Raw genomic sequence first — 12925 nt, forward strand, 5'->3', positions numbered from 1 at the left:
AACCAAATGAAGGAATTAAATAGGTTAATAATTAACGGCGGTGTGTTATCTCCTGCGGAGTTAAAATACATTTGTGAGACTGCCGAAAATTTGGGTTTAGATGCGATTTCCTTTGGTTCAAGACAGGACGTAATATTTCCAGATAAAATAGATCAGGAGCGATTGGTTGCATTTGATAAGATTCAGATAGTCGAACCTAATAAAACCAGTACAGAAAATATAGTGTCGTCTTATGTGTCGGCCGATATATTTCCAAGTACGTCATGGCTTACGGGCGACAGGTATTTATATATATTGGAGCAGTTTAAGCACAATCTTAAACTACGCGTGAATATAACGGATCCCAAACAGCGTTTGGTCCCTTTGTTTACAGGGCATATTAATTTTATAGCTTCAGAGCATGAAGATTATTGGTATTTGTATATTAGACTTCCGGAATGGAAAAAAACGCAAATGTATCCAGCACTTATTTACAGTTGGGACCTTGACAAGATAGAGTTGGCTATTGAAACTATTTTACAAGAAGAACCAGAAACAATTGAAACTGTTTTTGAGCTTGTGAGCGATGCTGTCGATACCAATAACAGGACAGTGGATACGCCTTTAGAAGTGCCTTTTTATCCCTTTCCTTACTACGAAGGCATGAACCGCATTGGAATGGATAAATATTGGTTGGGTCTCTATTGGAGGAATAATAGATATGATTTGGATTTTCTTAAGGCCATGTGCGACTTGTGTGCAGAAAGCAAGATTGGTAAAATTTCAATAACCCCATGGAAATCTTTTATTGTTAAAGGAATTCCAATACAAACAAAATTACAATGGGAAAAGTTTTTAGGGAAGTACGGGATTAATGTGCGCCATTCTATGTTAGAATTGAATTGGCATTTGCCGGTGGATGATAACGATGCTTTGAGCCTAAAGAAATATCTGGTTACCAATTTTGACCAGAACGATATAAGTACCTATGGACTAACGTTTGGAATTACCAATTACGAGAGTAATGCCTATTATTTTACTTCTATTGTCGTAGAAAAGAACAAACAACCGGAACTACAGGGTGATTTTGTTGTTAGGGACACCTATAATTTATTGTATGCAAAGAATTTCGATCCAAATACAAGAGAATACATTATGCATGTTCAGGATGTTGATAAAGTAGAATTGCCAGGCTTGCTTATGGAGTTAAGTCAGTTGTATTTTGAACAATTGGGCACCGAGAAGGAAATAGAAAAACCTGAAGAGATAGACATCAAGGAGAAAAAACAGGAAGTTGTATACCAATGTAGTGATTGTTTAACAGTGTACAATGAAGCTTATGGAGATGTTACCCAAAATATTGCACCTGGAACATCTTTTGAAAGTTTGCCAGAAAGCTATGTATGTTCACTTTGTGAAGCACCAAAAAGTAGTTTTAAAAAGAAAGTTCTGGTGAAGTGATTGGTGATTTGTAGGGGCAACAAATTTGTTTAGCTTCTTACTTTCTTACTGTTTCCAAATAATAAAAATAAAATACCGTTTACTTTATGACCAACAGCTTTGCGCAGCAATACAAAAGCTTTGCTTATATGTGCTTCTACAGTTTTGATGGAAACATTTAAATATTCAGCAATTTCTATGTTTGTTAGTCCTTCTTCCTTGCTCAATAAAAATGTTTTTTTACATTTCGGGGGCAGTTTGTCTATTTCTTGTTTAACAATAGCAATAAGCCGTTCAAGTGATTTTTCGTCTTTTTCTTCTATAATCGTGCTTAATGCTTCTATATGTTTCTTTTCAAGGGATAAGGTTATTTTTTGTTTTCGGTATTGATCGATAAATTCGTTATATACCATTTTATATAGATAGTTTTTAACCGAAAAATCATCTTTGAGCTTGTGGCGTTTATTCCAGATTTTAACAAATACGTTTTGAACGATATCTTCAGATTGATCACTATCATTAGTTAGGCTATAGGTATAAACACAAAGTTTATGATGGTAAGTTCTAACCAAAAAGGTATAGGCCTTAGGATCTCCTTTTTTTAATGATTTTATAAGTGTAGTATCATTTGTAAAAGAAACTTCCATATGCATTAATAAAATGATAACATGATAACAATTTAATAGGGTATGAAGCGAAAATATAAAAAAAGTTGAGATAAAAGTTAGGGTAATGTAAAATTATAACGTTATAGTGCTATAGATTAAGAAAAAATGATATCTCAAAAGACCCAAACGCTTATAGCAAAATACTTCACAAAACAGGCTTCGTTGTTAGAACTTGAAGCGTTGAAAACATGGCTTGAAGAACCAGAACATGTAAAAGAATTTATGGCTTATGTTGAAGTTAATTATGCTATAGACTTTAACCTTAAGACCTTTAATGAAGAACTTTCCAATAAGCGATTGCTTGAATACATAAATAAGGAAAAGAAAGTATATCGATTACGAAAAATAAAGAATGTAATAAAGTATGCCGCAATAGTTGTTGTGCTTTTGGGAACAGGATTTATATACCAAAAAGGATATTTTAACAATGAATCAGCACCAGTAATACCAGAAGAAAGTATTACACTGCAGCTGGACAACGGCAATATAAAGGTTATTAAAGAAGATGGCACCACTCAGGTAGTCGATGAAGATGGTAATGTAATTGGTAATCAAAATGGTGCTCAGTTAACTTACAGCAACAGTGTCGCTAAAGATAAACTAGTTTACAATACTTTAACGGTTCCTTATGGAAAACGTTTTGAAGTACAACTGTCTGACGGAACGAATGTTCATTTAAATGCTGGAACGTCGTTAAAATACCCTGTTAAATTTTTGAAAGGAGAGAAAACGAGGCAAGTATTTCTTAACGGTGAAGCTTATTTTGACGTAACAGAAGATACAGCGCATCCATTTGTAGTTAACGCCGAAAATCTGAACGTTCAGGTTTTAGGTACGGAGTTCAATGTTTCTGCCTATCCAGAGGATACAACAACCGATGTTGTTCTTGTTGAAGGTTCGGTGGGCTTATATACAGACGCTGGGTCGCTAAAGGAGAGTACAACGATAACACCTAGTACCAAAGGAACTCTTAATAAGGAACTTCAAAAAATAACAACCGAAACAGTTGATACGTCACTTTATACAGCTTGGATGGAAGGGGGCTTGATGTTTAGGAATATGCCGTTCAAAAACATTGCTAAAAAGCTAGAACGCTATTATAATGTCCATATAATAATAACCGATAGCCAATTAAATGAAGAGGTCTTTTATGCTAATTTTAAAGAGGAGCCCTTGGAGAATGTATTAAGTTATTTTAGGGACAGTTACGAGCTTGAGTATACTATTAAAGGCAATACCATATTTATAAACTAACAATATCAATATAAACTAACCCTATTAAAACCAAAATTTATGACATAAAAACCCACTCGAAATTTAATCAACAAAATTCACTTTCAAACGCGTTTTTAATAAAGAAGTGATTTAAACTTTAACAAATTGGCTAAAAAATTGCCGTTTTGCACCCATATATTGTCTTTTTATCGTCACGTAGCCCTGCTACGCGACTCAAAAAAGCCTTCATCAGGTCACAAATCCATCAATTTTCGCTTCCATCCGAAAAGTTTAAACCACTTCAAAAAAAAACGGGAAATGATGCCGCATTTCCCGATAGTTTGAGTGAAGTACCAATGAAATTAGTAATCACTATTTAAACACCTTAAAAGTATGAAAAAACTTCATGAGAAAAAAGGGAGGCATCTTCCTTTTCTTAAACTCGATTTAAAAATGAAATTAACTTTATTATTGGTCTTTGCTTCATTTTTCAGCATGTCTGCTATTGATACTTATTCTCAGACAATTACATTGGACGTAGAGGATATGACCGTAGCAAGCGTTATTAATAAAATAGAATCAACCACCGAATATAGATTTGTTTACAATACCAAGTTTGTTAATTTAAACCGTAAAGTAAGCGTAAAAGCGAAAGAAACTGCCATTGCTAGTTTTCTTGAAAACCTTTTTGGGAATACCGAAACCTCATTTAAAGTAAGGGGCACCCAAATTGTTTTAAAGAAAAAGAAAAAAGCCGATGTCGTATTAAACAGCACATTACAGGGAGCAGAAATACAGGAACTAGAGGTTACTGGGCAAGTAATAGATAATACCGGCATGCCATTGGCTGGAGCTACCGTTATTGTAAAAGGAACCTCTAGAGGGGTAACATCCGATTTTGATGGCAATTATAAGATTAGAGCGAACGAAAATGAGACTTTGGTGTTTTCTTATGTAGGGTATACAACCCAGGAGGTTCCGGTAAATGGTCAAACCACTATTGATGTAACACTGCAGGAGGATGTAGACCTACTACAGGAAGTTGTAGTGGTCGCTTACGGAACCCAGAAAAAAGAAACCTTAACGTCTTCCGTGGTGGAAGTGAAGTCAGAAAAATTGACAGATGTGACTGTGCCAGAGGTTGCATCGATGCTACAAGGAAAGGTAGCAGGAGTTCAAGTTTTGCCTAGTAGTGGTAGACCAGGATCATCTCCAAACGTTTTTATTAGAGGGCGTTCTTCTATCAGTAATGGTAATAACGAGCCTTTGTGGGTTGTAGATGGTATTATTTTTGGAAACAATGACCCTAAATTAAATCCTAATGATATCGCTAGTTTGTCTGTTTTAAAAGATGCTTCAGCTACATCTTTATATGGTAATAGAGGAGCAAATGGAGTTATAATAGTAACTACAAAAAGAGGAACTGTAGGAGTAAAACCTAAAATGGAAGTTTTTCTTAAAAGCGCTGTTAATCAGTTTAACGCTGGGAATTTCGAAGTAATGAACTCTCAGCAGTTATATGATTTTCATCAAGCATTTGGTAATTCTGAGCCTTGGTTTACCGAAGACTTATTAGATAGGGATTACGACTGGATAAACGGCGCTACACAAGATGCCTTTGTAAAAGATGCTTCTGTAAGATTTACGTCTGCTACAGACACGCACAATTTATTAATATCTGGGGGGTATTACGGTGAAGAAAGTACTGTTATTGGAAATGATTTAGATAGATATAACTTTCGAATAAATCTAGATTACAACATTACAGATAAATTGACTATTAAGCCTAAGCTCTATTTTGTTTTTGATAGAAGAGAAAACGTAAATGAGGCTTCTTTGTATGAAGCTTATTTGAATATGCCCTGGGATTTACCTGTTGCAGCAGATGGATCTGTGGTTAACGCACTAGATGCTCCTGGTGATGAATGGATTGGTAGAGATAAACGAAACTTTTTTCACGATCGCCAATGGAATTATAACGATTCAAGAAGTTTTGATTTGTTTGCAAGTTTTGATTTTGAATATAAGTTATTACCTAACTTAAGCTTTATATCTACTAATAACTTTAGATGGAATACTTTTGAAAGATTTACTTATACAGATCCAAGATCTAACGGAGGTCGTGCATTTAATGGCTCCGTTATAGATCGAAACGATAGAACTTTAAGTAGGTTTACTAACCAAATGCTTAAATATTCTAATACATTTAACGAAGATCATTCAGTAAATATTTTGACTGCTTATGAGTACAATGACAGTACTTATAGACGAGCAGAAGCAGAGTCTCAGAATGTATTAGCTAACGGAGAAGTTCAAGATATAGGATTAGAGGCTGTAGCTGCAGATGGAACAGCTTCAGAGAGGGCACAACAATCCTTTTTATTATCGGCAGACTATGATTATAAGGGCAAATATTTTGTAAAGGGATCTTTACGAGTTGATGGGTCTTCTGCCTTCGCGTCAGATTATCGTTATGGAACGTTTTATTCAGCTGCTGCTGGTTGGAATATTCATAAGGAAGATTTCTTTAACATAGATGAAATAAATGTGTTAAAATTGAGAGGAAGTTATGGTTCTGTAGGTAACCTAATAGGTGGTTTTGCATTTTTAACAACTTATGATGTAAGGTTTCAATATGCTGGTATATTAGCGGCTAAGCCCTTTAGATTAGGAACTCCAGATGTATCTTGGGAAAAGATTACAGAGGGTAATGTTGGTTTGGATGTTACTATGTTTAATGCATTAGACCTAACGGTTGACTATTATAACAAAGAAAGTTCAGATTTGTTATTCTTTGAAAGATTACCAGATTTATCAGGTTATACAGGAAGGTTCAAAAATATTGGATCGGTTGTTAATAAGGGAGTGGAGATCGGAATATCGGCCAATATTGTAAATAAGGACGATTTTTCTGTAAATATAGCTGCTAATATTAGTTTCAACGATAATGAAGTAACTAAGCTTCCTGATGGTGCAGATATTATCGGGGAAGGTAATACTATCATAAGTGAAGGTGATGAATTCGGAACATTTTATATGAGAAAATGGCTTGGTGTTCATCCAGTAAATGGAGCGCCGGTTTATGAAGTAGTTGCCGAAGATGGAACGAGATCGACTACTTTTGATTACAACGCGGCAACACTGCAAAAAGCAGGTTCTGCAAATCATGATTTTACGGGAGGTTTTAATACCAGTGTTAGATATAAGAACTTTACGTTAAGTTCTAATTGGAGTTTTGCATATGGAGCAGAACTCTATAACTCTTCGAGAAATTTATTTGATTCTGATGGGTTCTATTTAGCATTTAATCAGCAAGTTTTGCCTGATGGTTGGAGCAGATGGGAACAACCGGGAGATATTGCTACGCACCCTAAACCAAAAGAAGGAGGATACCTAGGAAGTAACCAAGTGTCAACACGCTACCTAGAAGATGGGAGCTGGTTAAGATTAAATAATGTAAGACTATCTTATGATTTACCTGAATCTATATTAGAAAAGGTAGGAATTACTGGTGCTAACATTTATATTTCTGGAGATAATTTAGCCACCTTTACTAAGTTTACAGGTGTTGATCCTACAGTTAATGATGTTAATGGTAGTGGTATAACTGTTTTGGGAACCACTGGTTTAACATATCCTGTACCAAGGCGTTTTGCTTTAGGACTTAATCTTTCGTTTTAATTAATATAAAATATGATAATGAAAAAATTAAATTATTTACTACTATTACTAATCACTGTAGCTGTAGCCTCATGTGATTTGGATAGAAGCCCTTTTACAGAAATAGCTGCAGATGATTTGTTTTCAGACCCAGGTGCTGCACAATCTGCAACATTAGGTAATTACCTTTTCTTAAAAGGAGATGAAGGTTATGATGGGTGGGCCGATGACCTACACAGAATGTCTGAGTATTCTGGTGATAATGTTATGATTACAGGAGGAACATCAGATCCCCTATTCTTTTTCTATAATTATCAAAGGGTTCCTAATAACAGTAGGGTTGATAGATTTTGGAGAAACTCTTACAGAGCCATAGTTGGTGCTAATACAGTTATAGACTTACTGGAAGAAGGTTCGCCAGAAGCTAACCAAGTACTTGGTGAGAACTACTATATAAGAGCTTTGGTGTATTTCCAAATGGGTAATATTTTTGGAAAACCTTACTATCAAGGAAGAGGAAATTTATCGGTACCTTTAAAATTAACATCAGAATTGGATGATATTCCAGACAGAAATACAGTTGGGGAGGTATATGACCAAGTAATTGCTGATTTACTTAAGGCTGAAGCATTAATGAATGAAAACAAAGGCCCTTCTTTTGCCTCTAAAGAGGCGGCTCAAGCTTTATTATCTAGGGTTTACCTCTATATGGAAGACCATGCAAAAGCCATTGAGTATGCCGATAAAGTAATTAACTCTGGTCAGTATTCATTACTAGAAAGCAGTGTTTATGCAAGAATGAATGAGTTGCCACCTTCTGAAAATGATGAAGCTATATTCTCTATCACTTTGACAAAAGATATTGATATTGCTGGCGGTGGAAGCTTCCCGGACGATTGGTTTACCATAGGGTCGTTTTATGCTAAAATTGATGGTGTAGGTTGGGGTGAAATGTCTGCCTCTAAAACATACCTTGACTTGTTATCTAAAAATGAAGGCGACTTGAGAGGTAGTTTTATAGAACCACAATATTTAGAGGATGATAATGGGCAAAGAATACCAGCTGTTAATTGGGTAGTTGGTAGTGATGCTGCGGGTTATGATTATGAGTTTGCAAGAACAACAGATAGTGGAGGAACGATTACTTTTGATTATGATGGAAGCAATTATACACTTCAATCCGAAGATGTTAATGGACGAACAGTTTATTATTTTAATGGCCCTAATGGACGCCAAGATGTTACGTTCGATTTTGACATGAATAAACGAAATGGTTTCCCATTTTTCTATATTCTTAAAGCCTCATACCAAGAACAGGATTTGCATCTATGGTCTCCAACGGTATCGCGTTTGGCAGAAATGTATTTGAATAAAGCCGAGGCTTTAGCGAAGCAAGGAGCCGATCAAGCGGCAATAGATAATATTAATATATTAAGAGTCAGAGCTCAGGTTCCTGAATATACTTTATCAACATTACCTGATGGGTATGATGTGCTAGACACTGTTTTGGAAGAACGTCAATTAGAGTTAGCTTTTGAGGGCCATAGAAAGTTTGATGTTTTTAGAAATGGAAGAACTATGGTTAGAAGATATCCAGGTACACATCTTGATAACTCAAACCCGTTCCCTGAGATAGATCCAGATTCTAATAATGCTATTATAGAGTTTATTCCAGAACAGCAGATATTATTACAACCTTCGTTGATACAAAATGATTAACTTATAAGCTTCCATAAGGTTTATTTTTCTTAATAAACCTTATGGAACATTAAATACAAAATAAATATGAAAAGCTTAAAAATTAAAAAAAAGATAACACTAATAGTTGCTGCTTTTTTTACAATGGTCACTTTTGTGGTGTTACAATCATGTGACCCAGATAAGATACTAATCACAGATACAGATCTTGAATTACCACCAGTGCCTCTAAATACTACAGGCTGGGTAGTAATCGATTATACAAGTCAGGAAGATCAAGATGGAGAAGGTGCTGGGAATGGAAGAGTTTTTAATACATTTGATGGAGACCCAAGTACGTTTTGGCATACTTGCTGGGCAGGTTGTACTGCGGTACCTCCACATTATTTTGTTATTGATATGTTAGAATCTAAAAATATTGACGGTTTTAATTTTGTGCAAAGACAATCATTATCTAGAAATATTGAGATTTTATCCGTTGATATTAGTAACGATAATTCGAGTTGGACTTCCTTAGGAGAGTTTACCTTAGAAAAAGTTAAAGCATCTCAAGATAAACCATTAGAAACATCTGTTCAGGCGCGTTATTTTAGAATTAATGTTGTTAAAGTTTTTGATGGCACAAACAATGCCGCTTTAGCGGAAGTAGCTCCTTATTCTAGAACGTAAAAACTATTAGTATAAGCCCAAAAATGATTCGTTTTGGGCTTATACTTTACTTGTTACGTTTTTTACATTATTCTATCTACAGTATTAATATTTTAAGTAAGAATTAATTATAATAATTGAGCATGCATTGCGAAATTTAATTTAATAAATATTTGATGAAAACTTATGTTTTATATTTCCTATTAGTTATTACTTTCTTTTCATGTAATAATGGAATTGAAAACTTGAATACCGATAAGTTGTTTACCAGTGTCCCTGTAGAAATTTCTGGAGTTAATTTTCAAAATAAAGTTTATGAAACAGAGAAGCTACACTATTACAAATATGTAAACTTATATAGTGGCGGAGGTGTTGCGTCCGGAGATTTTAATAATGATGGCTTGCAAGATCTTTTTTTTATTTCAAATATTTATTCCAATAAGCTTTATTTAAACAAAGGTAATTTTCGGTTTGAAGATATTACCGAAAAAGCTGGAATAATAAAACGTACAGGTTTTGATACAGGTGTATCTGTAGCAGATGTTAATAATGATGGCTATTTAGATATTTATATCAACCGAGCAGGGTGGTATAAAGGAGATGTTAAACTTGCCAACATGCTATACATCAATAATGGAGACCTTACGTTTACCGAAAAAGCAAAAGAATATGGTATAGCAGACAGCAACAGGTCTGTAAATTCTACTTTTTTTGATTATGATAAAGATGGTGATTTAGATTTATATGTGGTAAATACCTTAGAAAATTCTAAGCTTTCGGGTCAGGTTATGAATCTTGAGCGTATTAAAAATAACAGATTAGCTGTTGCAAAGCATAAAAGTAGTGATAGGCTATATCGAAATAACGGCAATGGTAAATTTGAGAATGTAACTTCTCAAGCAGGGATTTTTCCTGATTTAGCCTATGGTTTAAATGCACAAGTTGGTGACTTAAATAACGATGGTTGGCCAGATATTTATGTTAGCAATGATTTTACAGGACCGGATTTTGCTTATGTGAATAACGGAGATGGTACGTTTACTGATAAAAGTAGTGCGTTATTTAAGCACATATCCCATTACAGTATGGGGGCAGATATTGCCGATATAAATAATGATGGACTTACCGATATGTTTGTTGCAGATATGAGTCCAGAAGATTACGTAAGATCTAAAACAACCATGGCCATGATGCCTATCGAGAGGTTTAACGCTATGACTGCTAATGGTCACCATTATCAATACATGCATAATGTTTTGCAATTAAGTAATGGTAATGGCACGTTTAGCGAAACCGCTTATCTTTCTGGTGTTGCTAAAACAGATTGGAGTTGGGCAACACTATTTGCCGATTTTGATTTAGATGGCTACAATGATTTGTATGTAACCAATGGCATGTATAGAAATGTTCAGGATAGAGATGTTAATGCTCAAATAGACAAATATATTGAAGCCAACAAGGAAGACCTTGAAGAAGCAGATTTTTTTAGGTTTTCACAAAAACTACCTCAAGAAAAATTAAAGAATTACTTATTTAAAAACGAAGGCGATCTTACTTTTAGTAATAAAACGGAAGCGTGGTCTGATATAAAAGAAACATTTTCTAACGGTGCCGTTTATGTAGATTTAGATAATGATGGCGATTTAGATTTAGTTACTAGTAATTTAGATGAACCTGCCACCATATTAAAGAATAACAGTAGAGAATTAAATAAAGGAAATTATCTTCAAATTTCTTTTAAAGGACAAAAAAGTAACCCATTTGGAGTTGGTACTAAAGTTAAACTTCTTACTAATAGTGACGTTACACTTTTTAGAGAGTTAATTAACTCTAGAGGCTATCTTTCTGCTTTGCCAAACCAATTACATTTTGGTTTAGGTAAAGACAAAACTATTAAAAAAATAGAAGTAACATGGTCTAATGGGAATGTGCAAATTTTAAAAAATGTAGAAGCAAACCAATCATTAAAAATAGAATATCAAGAACAAATAGATTCTAATAGTACCAATATTAGTAGTCAAAATTTTAGCACAAAACTATTTGTTGAAGATGAAACTTTTGATTTTTCACATGAAGAAAAAGTTTTCAATGATTATGATAAACAATTATTGATACCACATAAACTATCGCAAACAGGTCCTGCAATAGCTAAAACAGATTTGAATAATGATGGATTTGATGATGTTTTTATTGGTGGAGCGCATCAACAATCGGGGCAATTGTTAATAGCAAATAGAAAAGGCGGTTTTGAAGCTATTAATATATCAGATTTTATAAAAGATAAAAACTATGAAGATGTAGCAGCTTGTTTTTTTGATGCCGATAATGATGGGGATGACGATTTGTATGTAGCAAGTGGAAGTTATGAATTTACTGAAGATTCAGACTTACTTCAAGATAGGCTTTACATAAATCATGGGAATTTCAATTTTAAACGGTCGAAGTCAAAATTGCCTGAAATAAAAACGTCTGGGGCGATAGTGGTGACTTCAGACTACGATCAAGATGGTGATATCGATATTTTTGTAGGTGGCAGGGTGATTCCGGGTAAATACCCCTATGCACCAGAAAGCTGTCTGTTGATCAATGAAAATGGAACCTTTGTAAATAAAACAAAAGAACGGGCATCCGAATTGGAGCGCATAGGCATGGTAACGAGTGCACAATGGAGCGATATTGATAATGATGCAGATTTAGACCTTATTGTTACTGGTGAATGGATGGGGATTGAGGTTTTTGTGAATAATGAAGGGAGCTTGTCTAAAAGTCATGTCTATAAAAGTTTAGCAGCCGCTAAAGGTTGGTGGAACACCTTGTTGGTTGAAGACATTGATGGTGATGGCGATAAGGATATTGTAGCGGGTAATTTGGGACTTAATTATAAGTTTCACGCATCAAAAGACAAACCGTTCCATGTTTACACTAAAGATTTTGATGACAATGGTATTGAAGATATCATGCTTGCAAAATATTATAATGACAAACAAGTGCCAGTAAGGGGTAAAGGTTGTACATCACAACAAATGCCTATTCTAAAAGAAAGAATAGGAACTTATAATGAGTTTGCAAGTTTAGATTTACAAGGTATTCTTGGTGATGGCCTTCAATCTTCATTACATTATGAAGTTACAGAATTTCAATCGGGTATCTTTTTAAACGAGGGAGATGAAGGTTTTGTCTTTTCTGCATTTCCAATAGAAGCCCAAATAGCGCCCATTAATAGTGTTGTTTATGATGATTTTGATGGCGATGCTATTAAGGATTTACTAATGGCCGGCAATAATTACCAATCTGAAGTAGAGACTACACGTGCAGACGCTGGAACTGGTGTGTTTTTAAAAGGATTTTCAGTAGGAGCATTTAAATACATAAACAATAGAAAAACCGGGTTTTATGCAGACAGAGACGTGAGAGCATTGGCCAAAATAAAAACGGGTGATGGCAGCGGCGTGTTGGTAATTAATAACAACAGTACCCATCAACTGTTTAATATTTCTAAAAATTAAAATCACTTTAGTTTATCACTATCAAACTTGTTGGAACAATTAATTAATCGAAACAGCCTTTTTATGATGTCGTTTTAAGGGTTTAATTGTCTTATTATAAAGTGTTATTGA

The 12925-nt window shown here is 34.5% G+C and carries 7 protein-coding genes; 6 read left to right on the top strand and 1 reads right to left on the bottom strand.

From position 1 onward, the window contains the following. Window positions 1-6 precede the first annotated feature (6 nt). Window positions 7-1440: a rubredoxin domain-containing protein gene (locus tag JF259_RS03975; protein ID WP_199113609.1), complete on the top strand. Its 1434-nt coding sequence runs from the start codon at window positions 7-9 to the stop codon at window positions 1438-1440. Between the two features lie 29 nt (window positions 1441-1469). On the opposite strand, the gene JF259_RS03980 is transcribed toward JF259_RS03975, so the two are convergent. After that, window positions 1470-2072: an RNA polymerase sigma factor gene (locus JF259_RS03980; RefSeq protein ID WP_233164093.1), complete on the bottom strand. Its 603-nt coding sequence runs from the start codon at window positions 2070-2072 to the stop codon at window positions 1470-1472. A 120-nt stretch (window positions 2073-2192) separates the two neighbouring features. On the opposite strand from JF259_RS03980, the gene JF259_RS03985 reads away from it, so the two are divergent. The 5 genes from JF259_RS03985 (at window position 2193) to JF259_RS04005 (ending at window position 12814) form a co-directional block, all read left to right on the top strand. Beyond that, complete coding sequence (locus JF259_RS03985) at window positions 2193-3341, top strand: FecR family protein (RefSeq protein WP_199113611.1); 1149 nt, start codon at window positions 2193-2195, stop codon at window positions 3339-3341. Window positions 3342-3695: 354 nt separating this feature from the next. Continuing rightward, window positions 3696-6983, top strand: a complete 3288-nt coding sequence (locus JF259_RS03990; RefSeq protein WP_199113613.1) for a TonB-dependent receptor — start codon at window positions 3696-3698, stop codon at window positions 6981-6983. 18 nt (window positions 6984-7001) lie between these two features. Next, window positions 7002-8681 (top strand): RagB/SusD family nutrient uptake outer membrane protein, encoded by a 1680-nt coding sequence (locus JF259_RS03995; protein ID WP_199113615.1) that lies wholly within the window; start codon window positions 7002-7004, stop codon window positions 8679-8681. Between the two features lie 66 nt (window positions 8682-8747). Beyond that, window positions 8748-9329 (top strand): discoidin domain-containing protein, encoded by a 582-nt coding sequence (locus tag JF259_RS04000; protein WP_199113617.1) that lies wholly within the window; start codon window positions 8748-8750, stop codon window positions 9327-9329. Window positions 9330-9484: 155 nt separating this feature from the next. After that, complete coding sequence (locus tag JF259_RS04005; RefSeq protein WP_199113619.1) at window positions 9485-12814, top strand: VCBS repeat-containing protein; 3330 nt, start codon at window positions 9485-9487, stop codon at window positions 12812-12814. Window positions 12815-12925: the final 111 nt, after the last annotated feature.

The sequence above is a fragment of the Snuella sedimenti genome, from assembly GCF_016428595.1.
Lineage (GTDB): Bacteria > Bacteroidota > Bacteroidia > Flavobacteriales > Flavobacteriaceae > Snuella > Snuella sedimenti.